The organism is Frigoribacterium sp. CFBP 8766 (assembly GCF_014841435.1).
Classification (GTDB): Bacteria; Actinomycetota; Actinomycetes; order Actinomycetales; family Microbacteriaceae; genus Frigoribacterium.
The window spans coordinates 183,627-198,180 of record NZ_JACYTX010000001.1; the positions used below are offsets into that span (position 1 = coordinate 183,627).

Sequence of the window (14,554 nt, forward strand, 5' to 3'; positions counted from 1 at the left end):
CCCGGTCGCCGGCGCGCCCGTGGCGCGCGCCGGCGTCAGTCGGCCTGCGTGCCTCGGCGACGTCGGAGGACGAGGGCCTGGAGCGCGAGGCCGCTCAGCAGGAGCGCCGCCCCGGCGAGCAGGCCGGGCGTCGTGTCCTGGCCGGTGAAGGCGAGATCTCCCGAACGGGTCGCCACGGGCGTCGCGGCCACCGGTCCCGCGGCCGGCGCGGCCACGGGCGCCGCCGGGGAGGCAGGGGCGGCGGGTGCAGGGACGGTCGGGACCGTGGGGTCCGTCGGAGTGGTGGGCGGTGCGACCGGCGCGGCGGCGACGGTGAAGGCGAGGGGCTGGGACGCCGAGTCGGACGAGGTGGCGTCGCCCGAGTACGAGGCCACGACCGAGTAGTCGCCGGCGGCGAGCGTGACCGTCAGCGACGCGACGCCCCCGGTGACGGGTGCGCTGCCGAGCGCGACCGCACCGGCCGCGAAGACGACCGTGCCGGTCGAGGAGGCGGGCGAGACCGTCGCGGTCAGGGTGACAGGGGACGACTCGGTCGGCGACCCGGTGACCACGAGGGTCGTCGTGGTGGCCACCGGCTCGGCGTAGCTGACGACAACGCTGCCGTCGCCCACGTGCGGTGCCAGCGCGGCCACGCCGGTCACCGTCACGGCCTGGAAGGCGGAGCCGCCGCCTCCGGCGCCGACCCAGCCGCCGGGGCCGTCGGAGGCACCGCCGCCGCCGCCGAGGTAGCCGCCGCCGCCGCCGCCCGCCGTGCCGTAGAAACCGCCCTCGACGTTCACGCCACCGGCACCGGCCGTGGCCAGGGCGAGCGGCGTCGTCGTCGGGGTCGTGCTCGCCGGGGAGCCCGGGTACTCGGCCGGCGCGCCGCCGGGAGTCGCCGTCGCTCCGGGCGCGGTCGTGGTCGCGCCGGTCGCCGAGTAGTTCGGGCGTCCGCCCGTGTTCGCCGTGCCGTCGGCGCCCGCTCCGGTGCTGCCGCCCGCGCCTCCGGCGATGGCCTCGCCGCCCTCGATGCTCGTCCCGCCGCCGCCGCCGCCCGCCGCGATCTGCAGCGCGTCGTCGAGGAAGAGGAACGAGCCGCCGCCGCCGGCGCCGCCGCTGTTGTGCGTCTGGCCGTTGGTCAGCGCGCCGCCCGTGCCGCCGCCGCCGTAGCCGCCGGCCGCGCCGGTGGTACTGTTCGGGACTCCGTCCGCGCCGACGCCCCCGACCACCGCGGTGATCGACTGGCCGCCGGTGACCGGGAAGCTGCCCGTGACGGCCCCGCCGGTGCCGCCGGCCCCGACGGCGCCCGTCGGGTAGGCGACTCCGTCGCTCGCGCGGACCTCGCTGCCGCCGCTGCCGGCCGTCACGGTCGCCGTGACGGCGCTGACCCCCTGGGGCACGACGAACGACTCGGGGGCGCCGGTCAGGTCGAAGACGACCGTGCAGGTGCCGGCGAGGCAGGTCGGCCCGGTGGCGGCCGCCGCGGTGCTCGTGCCCGAGAGGGCGAGGGCGGCGACGACTGCGAGAGCGCCGACGGAGGAGTACGCACGCAGGGCGCGCGGGGAGGGAGAAGTCACGTCGGATCTTTCGGGTCGAGGGATCATCATCTGCTTGACGATCCGCTCGAGACGCTACCAGCGGGTATCGCAGTGTCGCTGCCCCCTGGACGGGGGTGTCCTGCCTGAGCTTGACCGAGGGCGGGACTCCTCCCGGGCAGAGAGAGGGCACGACCACCACGCAGGTGGCCGTGCCCGGGTCGATGTTGTCCGCATCTGAGCTTCACGGGCAGGGGAGCAGAGCAACACCGGCCGGTGAAGACGCATGGTGACGCCTTCGACCCGGTGAACGGTACGCGCTCGGACCGGGGCCCGTCCGCATCCCGGCCAGGGCCTGGTCAGGGCCCGGTCAGGCACCCGGACGAGCGGGCGCGGGGATCGTGCACGACGCCCCCAGGCGGTCACGGTCTACCGTCGAGGTCATGTCCGTCACCCTCCCTGCCCCTGGCCGCCTCGACGACCGCGCCGTCGTCGTCACCGGAGCGAGCTCCGGGATCGGCCGCGAGGCCGCCCGTGCGCTGTCGGAGCTCGGCGCCACCGTCGCCGTCGTCGGCCGGAACCCCGAGCGCACCCGCGCGGTCGCCGACGAGGTCGGCGGCACCGCCTACCTCGCCGACTTCGCCGACCTCGCCTCGGTGCGCTCGCTCGCCGACCAGCTCCTGGCCGACCTGCCCCGCATCCACGTGCTCGCCAACAACGCCGGGGCCACGATCGCGGAGCGCCAGCGCACCTCCGACGGGTTCGAGCTGACGTTCCAGGGCAACCACCTGGCGCCGTTCCTGCTGACCTCGCTGCTGCTGCCGCGCATGGTCGAGACGGCGGCCGACCACGCGCCGGGCACCGTCCGCGTGGTCCAGACCTCGAGCGCCGGCAACCTCTTCGGCCGGGTCGACCTGGCCGACCTCGACGGCGACCACGAGCGCTGGTACGGCGGGTTCCGCGCCTACGGCACCTCGAAGCTGCTCAACATCCTGTTCACCCGTGAGCTCGCCCGTCGCCTCGGCAGCACGGGAGTCGACGCGTTCGCGTTCCACCCCGGCTTCGTCGCCTCGGGCTTCGGCGGGAACGGCCCCGTCGCCACCTTCGCCAAGCGCGCGGCCGTGTCGACCGAGCAGGGCGCCGAGCCCCTGGTGCGGCTCGCGGCGGCGCCGACGGTGCCCGCGCCGAGCGGCAACTACTTCGACCGGCTCCGTGCGCCGGGCCGCGTCGCGGCGCAGGCCGGCGACCGCGACCTGATGCGCGACCTGTGGGAGCGGAGCGCCGACCTGCTCGGCATCCCGTCCGACCCGCTCGCCTGAGCGGGGACGCGGGGGAGGCGCGGGTCAGGTGATCCTGACCCGCGCCTCCGTCGTCCCTCGCGTCCTCGACGCGGCTCGCGTCAGTACGCGACGGAGATGTGCTCGCGGCGGTGCGCCGGCGTCTCGAGCTCGTCGACGATCGCGAGCGCGAAGTCGGCGCCGCTGACGGCGGAGACGCCGGCCTCGTCGGTGAACGCGACCTCGCCGCCGACGCGGTAGCGGCCCAGCGCCTCGCCGGGCGCGTACGCGCCGAACTGCATCGCGGGCGACACGAAGGTGAAGTCCAGCGACGCGGCGCTGGCGAGCAGCTCGCCCAGCACCTCGTTCATCTGCAGCGCCTCGCCGGCGTACTCCGGCGGGATCTGGCCGGTCTCGGCCTGGCGCGGCCCGCCCTCCTCGAGGCGCAGCGAGCTGTAGCCGCCGACGACGACGAAGCGGGCGCCGTGCTGCTCGGCGAGGGCCGCGAGCTCGCGGTCGACCTCGACGATGCGTCCGTCGAGCTCGCCGCGGGGCGAGAGGCTCGAGACGACGACCTCGGCGTCGGCCACGGCGCGGGCGCGCACGTCGGCGTCGACCAGCGACCCGGTCTCGTAGCGGACGCCCTCGACGCGGGCCTCCTCGGCGGGCACGCTGCGGCTGACCGAGACGACCTCGTGTCCGCGGCGCGCGGCCTCGGCGACGATCGCGCTGCCGGCGTAGCCGGTCCCTCCGACGACGGTGATGCGGGTCATGGCGTTCTCCTTCTGGTTCTTCTGTCCGTGGGGCTTCGCGGCTACGCTAGGTCCATTGGTCACTGATGGGAAGTAGGCACTTTTTGGTAACCATCACCCCTTCGGACGTTGCCCCGGCAGCCGCTCCCGCTCCTCCCGCGGGCGGTCCGCCCCCGCTCGACCCGTACGCCGCGGGCTGCCCGTCGCGCCGTCTGCTCGACCGCATCGGCGACCGCTGGACGGTGCTCGTCGTCGGCTCCCTCGGCACGGGCCCGCTGCGCTTCTCCGACATCCGGAGGCGCATCGAGGGCATCTCGCAGAAGATGCTGACGCAGACCCTCCGGGGGCTCGAGCGCGACGGGCTCGTCACCCGAACCGTCTTCGCCGAGGTCCCGCCACGCGTCGTCTACGAGCTGACGGAGGCGGGCGAGACGCTCCGGACGCCGCTGCGCGCCCTCGAGGAGTGGTCGATCGCGCACTTCGGGCAGGTCTCCGGCGCCTGGGCCGAGTACGACGAGCGGGTCGGCGCCGGGGCGGACGCGCAGGGCTGAGGTCAGGGCTTGTGGGCGGTCGGGCCGGTCCGCTAGCTGCGGTCGCCGCGGAGCACGGCGGCGCGGGCCTCGCGGTGCTCGTCCGTGCTGATGACGCCGCGTGCGGCGAGATCGTCGAGCTCGACGAGCCGATCGTCGAGGGAGCGGTCGGGCTGCAGAGCCCGTGACTGCAGCAGCCGGGCTGCGATGTCGACCTGCGAGGTCAGCGGGCTGATGCCGTTCCGCCGGGCGCGGACGACGTTCACCACCACGAGCACCACGACCGCGACGAACCCGAGTGCGACCACGCCCAGGGCGAGGCTCCAGACGAGGTCGTAGGAGGCGGGGAACCGGACCGTCGAGAGCAGCATGTCGGTCATCCTGGCAGCCGGACGTGCCGGGCCGAAAGGGCCTCTCGACGGGATCTCTGAGGCCTGTCGCAGCGGTGGGCCAGCGATGCGGCGGCCCGGCAGACCGGGCCGCGGGCCCCGGGGTGGACGCAGCCCGGCACGAGACGTATCGTCGACCCGTGATCATCACCGCAGTCGCGCAGCCCTCGGGGCGTCAGGAGGTCGTCGGCGCATCCTCCGCCGGCGGCAGGTAGTCGCACAGTCGACTCCCCTCCTCTCTCCTCCCCTGATCACCGCTCGTGTTCGCCGTCGTGCGCGCGCCTCCTCGCCCCCTCGACGGGCCTGCCCGGCCGTCGAGTGGTCACTTATCGTCCTTCCCCGTCGCGGGAACGACCGGAGCTGACCACTCGTCGTGCGGGCACGTCCTGGCAGGGCCGGGGCAGGTGCGCGCGGCCCGGTGCCCGAGCACCCCTACCGACTGGTGAACCCCTGATGCTGCCCCTGACCGCCCCCGCCCTCCGCGCCTCCTTCGCGAACGCCTCGCGCAAGGAGACCTCCGACCTCGTGCTCCCGCCCGACCTCGACGCCCTCGACTGGGACTCCCTCGAGTTCGTCGGCTGGCGCGACCCGAAGCTGCCCCGCCGCGCCTACGTCGTCGTGCCCGTCGACGGCGAGCCGGTCGGCCTCGTGCTGCGCCAGGCGGAGGCCACGACCCGGTCCCGCGCCCAGTGCAGCTGGTGCCAGGACGTGACCCTGCCGGCTCCGGTCGCGTTCTTCAGCGCGAAGCGGGCCGGTGCTGCCGGACGCAACGGCGACACCGTCGGGACGCTCGTCTGCGCCGGGTTCGAGTGCAGCGCGAACGCCCACCGACCGCCGCCGCCCGCGTACCTCGGCTTCGACGTCGCGGCCGCCGTCGAGCAGCGGGTGCTCAGCCTGCGCGAGCGGACGGCCGGGTTCGCCCGGACGGTGGTCGACGGGCGCTGACCCGCGCGCGAGGGCGTGGGACGTCAGTCGAGGAGGCGCCCCACGGCCACGCGCACGATCGCGCGTTGGGCGGCGACGTCGGGCGTCCGCGGCTGGTCGTCCGGCAGGCCCGGCAGCTGCACCCACGCCGACGCGATCGCCAGCACGAGGGCGAAGAGGTCGTCGGGCGCCCAGGGCGGCGCTTCCGCCGACGGGGCCGACGCGGCCGAGGCGTCGGTCGACCCGGCGGTGCCGACGAGGCGCTCGAGGTGGCCGACGGAGGTGGCGCGCACGCTCTCGAGGACCCCGAACGACGCCGCCCAGTCGTGCCGCTGCTCGAGCCGGGCCCAGGCGAGGAGGCGCTGGTTGGCCGGGTTGTCGACGAGGTGGTCGAAGACGGCGACCGCGAAGTCCTCGACGGAGTCGAAGTCGGCCGAGGCGGCCTCGCCGAGGTGGGCGAAGGAGGCGTTCAGCACCGCCGTGAAGAGCGACTCCTTGTCGCCGTAGTGGGCGTAGAGGCGCTCCTTGCTGCAGGCGGCCGCCGCGGCGATCCGGTCGACGCGGGCGCCGGCGAGGCCGTGCTCGGCGAACTCCGCCGTGGCCGCCGCGAGGATGCGGCGGCGCGTCTCGTCCGCGTCGTAGGCCATGCGCCGACGATAGCCCCTTACGAAGCCAACCAACTAGTAGGTAGTATCGCGGGGTCCACGACGGCCGCCCGTCGTGGAGCGCCCCGAGACTCAGGGCACCAGAACCAGGAGAACTGTGACCACCTCAGCAGCACGGCCCGCCACCGGGTCGCACCAGACCGCACCTCCGTCCGACGCACCGGCGTCCGCCCGCCGCTGGTGGGTGCTAGTCATCGTCGGGCTCGCGCAGCTCGTCGTCGTGCTCGACGGCACCATCGTCAACATCGCCCTGCCGCAGGCCCAGGCCGAGCTCGGCCTCTCGGACGAGAACCGCCAGTGGGTCGTCACGGCCTACGCCCTCGCCTTCGGCGCCCTGCTGCTGCTCGGCGGCCGCATCGCCGACTTCTGGGGCCGCAAGCGCACCTTCATCGTCGGCATGGTCGGCTTCGGCGCCGCGTCGGCCTTCGGCGGGCTCGTCTCGACCGGCGAGCTGCTCGTCACCGCCCGTGCGCTGCAGGGCGTCTTCGCCGCGCTGCTCGCGCCGGCCGCCCTCGCCGTGCTCACCACGACCTTCTCGCGCGGACGCGAGCGCAACACCGCCTTCGCCGTCTTCGGCGCGATCTCGGGTGCGGGCGCGGCCGTCGGCCTCGTGCTCGGCGGCGTCCTCACGGAGTTCGTCAGCTGGCGCTGGTGCCTCCTCGTCAACGTGCCGATCGTGATCGTCGCGATCGTCGCCGCCGCGCTCGTCGTGCGCGAGAGCAAGGCCGAGGGCGACAACCGGCTCGACGTCGTCGGCACGGTCGTCGTTGCCCTCGGCCTCGCGTCGCTGGTCTACGGCTTCACCCAGGCCGAGGACGGCTGGGGCAGCCCCGTCGTGATCGGCTTCATCGCCCTCGGCGCGGGTCTGCTCGCCCTGTTCGTCCTCGTCCAGAAGCGCAGCGACCACCCCCTCCTGCCCCTCGGCGTGCTCACGAACCGCGTGCGCGGCGGAGCGTTCCTCGTGCAGCTGATCGTCGGCAGCGTCATGATCGGCGCCCTGCTCTACCTGACGTTCCACCTGCAGATCGTGCTGGGCTTCGGCCCGCTCGAGGCCGGTCTCGCGACCCTGCCGATGACGCTCGTCATCATGGTGATGGCCCCGATCCTGACGAAGCTGCTGCCGGTGATCGGGCCGCGCCTCCTCATGATCGTCGGACCGATCGTGGCCGCCGCCGGCCTCTTCTGGCTGTCGTTCATCACGGCTGACGGCGGGTACGCGACGCACGTGCTGCCCCCGCTGATCGTGATGGGCGTCGGCCTGGCCGGCATCTTCGTGCCGATGCAGAACCTCGCGCTCGCCGGGGTCGCTCCGCACGAGGCCGGCGCGGCCAGCGCCACCTCGAACGCGATGATGCAGATCGGCGGCTCGATCGGGCTCGCCGTCTACACGAACCTGTACGCGTCGGCCGTGGCCGGCAGCGCCGCGGGCGGGCTCGGAGCGCTCGTCGACGGCTACTCGGCGGCGTTCGTCGCCGCCGCGGTGGCCGCGTTCGTCGCCGCGCCGATCTCGTTCTTCATGATCCGCGGCACGAAGGAGGAGCTGCTCCCGAGCGGCCCCGTGGTGCACCTGGGCTGAGCCCCGCTGCGCCCCGCACCCCGCAGTGGACCATGCACCCCGTCGTTTCGGGGTGGATGGTCCACTCCGGGGTGTTTCGCGTTTCGCTCCGGGAGCGGCCGGGCTACTCGGCCTTCTCGGTCTGCCACTTCTCGGGGGCGCGGTCGCCGTTCGGGCGGACCGGGCGCACGTCGCCGACGATCGGGATGGCGCGCTTGCGCAGGGCCCACATGTAGCGGACGAAGAAGTGGGTCAGCGTCGACAGGCGGTTGCCGTTGCCGAGCAGGCTCGTGATGTGCACGAAGACCCAGAGCAGCCAGGCGACCGGTCCGGTCATCGTGAAGCCGTTCGGCAGCTGAACCACGGCCGCGTTCGTGCCGACGGTGGCCATCGTGCCCTTGTCGTGGTACTTGAAGGGCGTGGACGGCTTGCCGGCGAGGAGGCGCTCGATCTGCTCGCCGATGTGCTCGCCGCCCTGGATGGCCGGCTGGGCGAGCTGGGCGAGGGCCTCGTCGGTGGCCGCGATGTCGCCGGCGGCCCAGATGCGGTCGAGGCCCTTGACCGTGAGGTCGTCGTTGACCTGGATGCGGCCGCCGTGGGTCTGCGGGACGCCCCACGCGGCGACCTCGGCGTGCGCGGCGACGCCGGTCGCCCAGACGACGAGCTCGGCCGGGATGAACTCGCCCGACGTGGTGTGCACGCCGTCGGGCGTGACCTCGTCGACGCCGGTGTCGAGCCGCAGGTCGACGCCGCGCTTGCGCAGCACCTTGGCGGCGTAGCGGCGGAGGCGCGGCGCGAACGGCTTGAGGAGCTCGCCGCTGCGGTGCACCAGCGTGATCGTGATGCTCGAGGCGTCGATCTCGGGGTAGGCGTCCTTGAGGGCCTGGTCGCGCAGCTCGGCCAGCGCCCCGGCCATCTCGACGCCGGTCGCGCCGCCGCCGACGATGACGACCCGCACCTCGCCGCTGCCCTGCGACGCCGCCGCGTTCTCGAGCTGCGTGAAGAGCTCGTCGCGGATGCGGAGGGCCTGCGAGCGGGAGTACATCGAGTACGCGAACTCGTAGGCGCCCTTGGTGCCGAAGTAGCTCGTGTTGACGCCGTTCGCGAGGACGAGCGCGTCGTACGAGATCTCCTCGCCGTCGCGGAGCGTGATGACGCGCTCGTCGGCCCGGACGGTCGTGAGGAGCCCGTGCCGGAAGTCGGCGTTCGACTGCTTCGAGCGCAGGCTGCGGAGGAAGTACGTGACGTCGCCGGCGTTGAGGCCGCCGGTCGCGACCTGGTACATGAGCGGCTGGAACATGTTGTAGACGTGCCGGTCGATCAGCGTGATGTCGACGTCGGCGTCCTTGAGGGCGCGCATCGTGGCGATGCCGGCGAAGCCGCCGCCGACCACGACGACGTGGGGCCGGGTGACGTGCGCGTCGGAGGTGCGGTCGTCGGACATGAGGGTGCTCCTGCGGGGTGCTCGGTTCGTGGCGGAGGTCGCCGGTGACCCCGATCTGCAGGCGGCTGGTTCCTCCGCCCGTGTCAGGCTACTCGCCTGTGAGGGCCCTCCGGACACCGTCCTGCACGCTGTGCAACGGGTGTCGTCGAGCCTCGGCGCGCGGCCTGGGTGCGGCCGGGGTGAGGCCAGCATGCCCCAGCACGCGGCCGCAGCGCGGCCGGGCGGCGTAGGGTCGTCGTCACCGGATCAGAGGGCCCCGCGCGAGCGGACGGCCGAGGGGGCAAATCGTCGTGACAGGACACCACCGTCGAGGCCGCTGCGTGCAGGGCGAGCGCCCGTGAAGGGCTACGTGCTGTGGCGTCGGGACGCGTCGCCCGTCGTCCGCCGTGACCGCGAGGGCGACGACCGTCTCCGGCTGGTGGCGTCCCTCGAGGACCTCGTCCCCCTCGGCGCCGAGATCGCCGGGCTCGTGATCGACGACGACGCGGACACGGAGACGAGCCACCTGACCGAGGACGCGTCGTCGTCGGACGCGACCGACCCGGACGACCGGCCGCTCGCGCCCGTCGTCCCGCTCTTCTCCGCCGACCGTCCCGCACGTCGTCGCCGCCGCCTCCACCGCTGACGGCGGGCTCCCGGGCTCGGGCTAGGGTCGTGACGACCGTCGCGCACCGGGCCGACGGCAGTCGAGGAGGCGCGCAGCCGTGACCGAGGTCGTCCTGTTCCACCACGCCCAGGGCCTGACCCGCGGGGTCGTCGCCTTCGCCGACGCGCTGCGGGCCGCGGGCCACGTCGTGCACACGCCCGACCTGTACGAGGGCCGCACCTTCGACTCGATCGACGAGGGCCTCGAGTTCGTGCACGGCCTCGGCGTCGGCGAGGTCGCCGCCCGCGGGGTCCGCTCGGCCGCCGACTTCGACGCCGACGTCGTGTACGCCGGCTTCTCGCTGGGCGTCCTGCCCGCGCAGCACCTGGCGCAGTCGCGTCCCGGTGCCCGCGGCGCGCTCTTCTTCCACGCCTGCGTGCCCGCCGCCGAGTTCGGCACCTGGCCGTCCGGCCTCGCCCTGCAGGTGCACGGCATGGAGCACGACCCCTTCTTCGCCGACGAGGGCGACCTCGACGCCGCCCGGGAGCTCGTGGCCCAGCTGCGGGCCGACGACGCCACGGCCGACGCCGAGGTGTTCACCTACCCCGGCAGCGAGCACCTCTTCGCCGACTCGTCGCTGGCGGCGTACCGGCCGGAGGCGGCCGCGCTGCTCACGGAGCGCACGCTGGCGTTCCTCGCCCGGCACTAGCCCGCCTGCCTCCCGGGGGCCAGGTCCGCCTCCCTGGGTCCCGGCCCGCGCCTCCGGGCCAGAGTGGAGTGGCCGCAGCACCTCGACACCGAGGGCGACCCTGCGGGACGACACGAGCGAGAGGCCAGACATGAGCGACAGCACGAACGCGCACGACGACGAGGCGACGACCGGGACCGACCTCGACGCAGGCTCGGGCGTCGAGGCCGACGGTCGTTCGCCCCTCGGCCAGCAGGGCGCCTTCCGCGACGCGGAGGGAGCGGTCGCCGACGACGACTCGTCGGAGGACGACGGCACGGAGAGCGTCCCGCGTGCGGGCGGCGGCCCCGCACCGACCGACGGCACCGGCACGAGCGGCACCGGCGTGACCGGCTCGGACGCGGTCTAGCGACCGCGTCGGCCGTCGCGCGGGAAGGCCCGCGCGACGCACGACGACCCCGCCCGGGACGAGGTCACCGCATGCGTGCGGTGCCGTCGTCCGGGCGGGGTCGTTCGTCGTGGACCGTGCGGCGCAGGTCGCCCTCCGTTAGCTCGTGGGGGCCGACCCGGCGTGCCCGGCGGCGCTCGGAGCCGCTGCCAGGGCCTAGCGGCCGAGGACGATCGAGCCGGTGTGCGTGCGCACCGTCGAGGTGCGGGTGCTCAGCGCGCTGAGCTGGGCGCGGACGTACCGGCCGAGCGAGGTGCGCTGCACCGACGGCGAGACGTACGCGCCGATGGTGACCGTGTCGCGGTGCGCGGTCGAGACGTACGAGCCGATCGGCTCGTCGCGGCGGGTGGTGCTGACGTAGCGGCCGCCGAGCGGGAACGGCTGGGCGGGGGTGGTCGATGCGGTGCGGTCCATGGGGGCCTCCTCGTTCAGGGAGACGAGGGCCGCCGGTCGGGTGAGGGCGAGGTGCTCGTCTCCGTCGGCGTGAGCACCACCCTAGCGCGCTTTCTTGAATAGTTCAAAACAATGCCCCGACCTAGGAGGCGTGCGTCACGCCCCGAGCAGCAGCCGCAGCCCCAGCGCCGTCATCACCACGGCGATCAGGCCGTCGAGCACGCGCCACGACGACGGCTTCGCGAAGAACGGCTTGAGGAGGCGCGAGCCGAGGCCCAGCACCGCGAACCACAGGAAGCTGCCCGCGATGGCCCCGCCCGCCCACCACCAGCGGAGGTCGCCCGGCTGTTGGTTCGCCACCGAGCCGAGGAACACGATCGTGTCGAGGTAGGTGTGGGGGTTCAGCCAGGTGAGGGCGAGCACGGTGACGACGGCGGTCTTCCTGCTCGGCTGCACCGCGCCTCCCTCGGCCTGCAGCGCACCGGACGGCCGGATGGCCCGCTTCGCGGCGAACCCCGCGTAGACGAGCAGGAACGCGGCCCCGACGATCCGGACCACCATGAGGGCCTGCGGGGCTGCCGCGATCAGGGCTCCGACGCCGGCCACCCCGGCGATGATCAGGACCGCGTCGCTCGCCGCACAGACGGCGATGACGGGGAGGATCACCCGGTTGACGCCCTGCAGGCCGACCTTGAGCACGTACGCGTTCTGGGCGCCGATCGCGACGATGAGGGCGAGGCCGGTGCCCATGCCGAACAGGGCGGGCAGCAGGAGGGAGGAGAAGGTCACGCCCCGACGCTAGGGAGCAGTCACCGCATCTCTCTAGCTCATGTTCGTGATGCTGCATAAGCTCTGCTGATGATCACCTTCGCCTCGGAGCACCTCGTGACCCTCCGCGCCCTCGTCGACGAGGGCACCTTCGAGGCGGCGGCCCAGCGGCTGCACATGACGCAGTCGGCCGTCTCGCAGCGCATCAAGCAGCTCGAGCGCATCGCGGGACAGGTGCTCGTGCAGCGCACCACGCCCGTCGTGACGACCGCGGCCGGCGACGTGGTGCTGCGCTACGCCCGGCAGGTGCAGCTGCTCGCCGACGACGCCGCGGTCGAGCTGGGCGCCGGCGCGGGCGGTCCAGGAGGCGCCGGCGGGCCGGGCGGGCTCGGCACGTCGATCGCCGTCGCGGTCAACGCGGACTCGCTCGCGACCTGGTTCCTCGAGGCGCTCGCCGCCCTGCCGCCCGAGGTGGGCGCCGTGTTCGACCTGCACCGCGAGGACCAGGAGAACACGACCTCGCTGCTGCGCTCGGGCACGGTGCTCGCCGCGGTCACGTCGACGCGGGAGCCGCTGCAGGGCTGCTCGTCCGAGCCGCTCGGGCTGATGCGGTACCGCGCGGTCGCGAGCCCCGGCTTCGTCGACCGGTGGCTCGGGGGAGTTCCGACGATGGGCCGCGTCGACGCCGCGCCGATGCTCGACTTCGACCGGTCGGACCAGCTGCAGCGGGGGTTCCTCCGGGCCTCGCTCGGCTACGACCCGCGGCCGCCGCGGACGTTCGTCCCGTCGTCGGCCGACTTCGCCCGCGCCGCCCGGCTCGGCCTCGGCTGGGGGCTGCTGCCCGAGGCGCAGTGCCTCGACCTGCTCGCCGACGGGTCGCTGGTCGAGCTCGCGCCCGGCGAGCACGTCGACCTCGCCCTGTACTGGCAGCGCTGGGCCCTGTCGTCGCGGCTGCTCGACACGCTGACGGAGTCGGTGCGGCGCTCGGCGGCGGAGGTGCTGCTGCCGGCGTGCGGGGCGCCCTCGAGCACAGGAGGCGCGCGTAGCGTGAGCCGGTGAGCAGCGCACCCGAGACCCGCACCCCCGAGACCCCCGCCGCGGAGACCCCCACCGCGGAGACCCGCACCTTCGAGACGCGGGTCGGCACCGTCGTCGGGCGCGTCGACGGCGACGTGGTGCGCGTGCTGGGCGTGCCGTACGCGGTGGCCGAGCGCTTCGAGGCTCCCCGGCCAGCGCCTCCAGCGGTCGGCGACGACGGCCAGCCGGTGCCGTTCCTCGCCTTCGAGCGCGCGCCTGCCTCGCCCCAGCTGGCGTCGCCCGCGATGCAGGTGCTCTTCGACGACGCGGCCCGCGGCATGGTCGACTCCGAGCACTGCCAGGCGTTGTCGATCACCTTGCCCGCCGACCTCGCCCCGGGGGAGCGGCTCCCCGTCATGGTGTGGATCCACGGCGGTGCCTACGTCAACGGCGCAGGCGACCTCGGCGTCTACGACCCGCGCTCGCTCGTCGTCGAGCAGCGCGTCGTCGTGGTCGCGGTGACCTACCGGCTCGGCGTCCTCGGGTTCCTCGGCGACGGCGACCGGGTGCCGTCGAACCTCGGGCTGCTCGACCAGCTCGAGGCGGTGCGCTGGGTGCACGACACGATCGACGCGTTCGGCGGCGACCCCGACACCGTGACGTTGTTCGGGCAGTCGTCGGGCGGCGACTCGATCGCCCACCTCATGATCAGCGACGGGGCGCGCGGGCTGTTCCGCCGGGCGATCGTGCAGAGCGCCCCGCTGGGGCTCGGTCGCGGCCGGTCCGCGATGTCGCGGGCGATGCTGCGGGTCGTCGGCGCCCCCGACCCCGACGCCACCGTCGAGGAGCTGCTCGCGGGGCAGCCCCCCGCCGAGCGCGCGGCCCTGCGCTTCGGGCTGCGCGGCGGCATGCCGTTCGGCCCGCAGTACGGCCGCGCCCCCCTGCCCGCCGAGGAGGACCGTGACGCGGCCTGGCGTGACGTCGCCCCGCACGTCGACCTGCTGATGGGGGCGACGACGGAGGAGACCGGGCTCTACGTGCCCCTCGTCCGGCCGCTCGACGTGCTGACGAGCCTGCCCGTCGTCGGCGGGCTCGTACGCCGCGTGCTCGTCCGGGCGACGACGGGGGCCGTGTACGGACGCGACGCGCGCCGCTTCGTCGACCGGCACCGCGCGTCCGGCGGTCGTGCCGTGCGGTACGAGCTGAGCTGGGCTCCGCGCGGCAGCCGCTACGGAGCCGCCCACATCACCGACCTGCCGCTGCTGCTGGGGACGAAGGAGGCGTGGGGCAGGTCGGCCCTGCTGGGCGAGTCCGACTGGGCGGAGGTCGACCGCCTCGGGCGTCGGGTCCGGCAGATCTGGGCCGACTTCGCGCGGACCGGGACCGTCGCGGCGGACGCCGCCGCCGGGGCGTCGCAGGCGCTGGTGCTCGACCGCGGCTGAGCGCTGCCGCACCGCGCACGCGACAACGGGAGCGGCGGGTCGGTGCCCCTCGTGCTCGACCCGACGCTCCCGCGTCTTCCCCCCTCTCGCCGGCCGTCCCTCCCCGACGACCGGCCCGTCCGGCGCCCCCGCGCCGGATGGTCTCCGTGCCCCCGCAGGGGC

General features: G+C 74.5%; 16 protein-coding genes. 9 read left to right on the forward strand and 7 right to left on the reverse strand.

Features of this window, described 5'->3' with window-relative positions:
- Positions 1-35 precede the first annotated feature (35 nt).
- Positions 36-1,556 (reverse strand): Ig-like domain-containing protein, encoded by a 1,521-nt coding sequence (locus tag IFT90_RS17235; RefSeq protein ID WP_192040606.1) that lies wholly within the window; start codon positions 1,554-1,556, stop codon positions 36-38.
- A gap of 401 nt (positions 1,557-1,957) precedes the next feature.
- Between IFT90_RS17235 and IFT90_RS00915 the strand changes: the two genes are divergently transcribed.
- Positions 1,958-2,833 (forward strand): SDR family NAD(P)-dependent oxidoreductase, encoded by an 876-nt coding sequence (locus IFT90_RS00915; protein WP_123547542.1) that lies wholly within the window; start codon positions 1,958-1,960, stop codon positions 2,831-2,833.
- Positions 2,834-2,913: 80 nt separating this feature from the next.
- Here IFT90_RS00915 and IFT90_RS00920 read toward each other — a convergent pair whose 3' ends face one another.
- A complete protein-coding gene (locus IFT90_RS00920) occupies positions 2,914-3,564 on the reverse strand; it encodes an NAD(P)-dependent oxidoreductase (RefSeq protein WP_192040607.1) in 651 nt (216 codons plus the stop codon).
- Positions 3,565-3,755: 191 nt separating this feature from the next.
- On the opposite strand from IFT90_RS00920, the gene IFT90_RS00925 reads away from it, so the two are divergent.
- Positions 3,756-4,094: a helix-turn-helix domain-containing protein gene (locus IFT90_RS00925; RefSeq protein WP_244638770.1), complete on the forward strand. Its 339-nt coding sequence runs from the start codon at positions 3,756-3,758 to the stop codon at positions 4,092-4,094.
- A 32-nt stretch (positions 4,095-4,126) separates the two neighbouring features.
- On the opposite strand, the gene IFT90_RS00930 is transcribed toward IFT90_RS00925, so the two are convergent.
- Positions 4,127-4,444 carry a hypothetical protein gene (locus IFT90_RS00930; RefSeq protein ID WP_192040609.1) on the reverse strand — a complete coding sequence of 106 codons (318 nt, stop codon included), beginning with the start codon at positions 4,442-4,444 and terminating at the stop codon, positions 4,127-4,129.
- A gap of 471 nt (positions 4,445-4,915) precedes the next feature.
- Between IFT90_RS00930 and IFT90_RS00935 the strand changes: the two genes are divergently transcribed.
- The gene (locus tag IFT90_RS00935; protein WP_192040610.1) at positions 4,916-5,407 is read left to right on the forward strand and encodes an FBP domain-containing protein; all 492 of its coding nucleotides are present in this window, start codon (positions 4,916-4,918) and stop codon (positions 5,405-5,407) included.
- A gap of 23 nt (positions 5,408-5,430) precedes the next feature.
- Here IFT90_RS00935 and IFT90_RS00940 read toward each other — a convergent pair whose 3' ends face one another.
- Complete coding sequence (locus tag IFT90_RS00940; protein ID WP_192040611.1) at positions 5,431-6,033, reverse strand: TetR family transcriptional regulator; 603 nt, start codon at positions 6,031-6,033, stop codon at positions 5,431-5,433.
- 115 nt (positions 6,034-6,148) lie between these two features.
- Here IFT90_RS00940 and IFT90_RS00945 point away from each other — a divergent pair, with 115 nt between their 5' ends.
- Positions 6,149-7,627, forward strand: a complete 1,479-nt coding sequence (locus IFT90_RS00945; RefSeq protein WP_197980773.1) for an MFS transporter — start codon at positions 6,149-6,151, stop codon at positions 7,625-7,627.
- A gap of 103 nt (positions 7,628-7,730) precedes the next feature.
- On the opposite strand, the gene IFT90_RS00950 is transcribed toward IFT90_RS00945, so the two are convergent.
- Positions 7,731-9,050, reverse strand: coding sequence for an NAD(P)/FAD-dependent oxidoreductase (locus IFT90_RS00950; RefSeq protein ID WP_192040612.1), 1,320 nt, complete (start codon positions 9,048-9,050; stop codon positions 7,731-7,733).
- Positions 9,051-9,387: 337 nt separating this feature from the next.
- Here IFT90_RS00950 and IFT90_RS00955 point away from each other — a divergent pair, with 337 nt between their 5' ends.
- The 3 genes from IFT90_RS00955 to IFT90_RS00965 all read left to right on the forward strand — a co-directional run bounded on the left by IFT90_RS00955 (position 9,388) and on the right by IFT90_RS00965 (position 10,733).
- Complete coding sequence (locus tag IFT90_RS00955) at positions 9,388-9,675, forward strand: hypothetical protein (RefSeq protein ID WP_192040613.1); 288 nt, start codon at positions 9,388-9,390, stop codon at positions 9,673-9,675.
- Between the two features lie 79 nt (positions 9,676-9,754).
- On the forward strand, positions 9,755-10,345 hold the full coding sequence (locus IFT90_RS00960) for a dienelactone hydrolase family protein (protein ID WP_192040614.1): 591 nt from the start codon (positions 9,755-9,757) through the stop codon (positions 10,343-10,345).
- 130 nt (positions 10,346-10,475) lie between these two features.
- The gene (locus tag IFT90_RS00965) at positions 10,476-10,733 is read left to right on the forward strand and encodes a hypothetical protein (RefSeq protein ID WP_192040615.1); all 258 of its coding nucleotides are present in this window, start codon (positions 10,476-10,478) and stop codon (positions 10,731-10,733) included.
- 195 nt (positions 10,734-10,928) lie between these two features.
- Here IFT90_RS00965 and IFT90_RS00970 read toward each other — a convergent pair whose 3' ends face one another.
- Both IFT90_RS00970 and IFT90_RS00975 read right to left on the reverse strand, forming a co-directional pair.
- Positions 10,929-11,186, reverse strand: a complete 258-nt coding sequence (locus tag IFT90_RS00970; protein WP_192040616.1) for a hypothetical protein — start codon at positions 11,184-11,186, stop codon at positions 10,929-10,931.
- 135 nt (positions 11,187-11,321) lie between these two features.
- A complete protein-coding gene (locus IFT90_RS00975; RefSeq protein ID WP_371812036.1) occupies positions 11,322-11,954 on the reverse strand; it encodes a LysE/ArgO family amino acid transporter in 633 nt (210 codons plus the stop codon).
- Positions 11,955-12,023: 69 nt separating this feature from the next.
- Here IFT90_RS00975 and IFT90_RS00980 point away from each other — a divergent pair, with 69 nt between their 5' ends.
- Positions 12,024-12,992, forward strand: coding sequence for a LysR family transcriptional regulator ArgP (locus IFT90_RS00980; RefSeq protein ID WP_199861620.1), 969 nt, complete (start codon positions 12,024-12,026; stop codon positions 12,990-12,992).
- Complete coding sequence (locus IFT90_RS00985) at positions 12,989-14,392, forward strand: carboxylesterase family protein (protein ID WP_192040617.1); 1,404 nt, start codon at positions 12,989-12,991, stop codon at positions 14,390-14,392. The genes IFT90_RS00980 and IFT90_RS00985 overlap by 4 nt, the downstream gene beginning before the upstream one ends.
- The last annotated feature ends 162 nt before the right edge of the window (positions 14,393-14,554 follow it).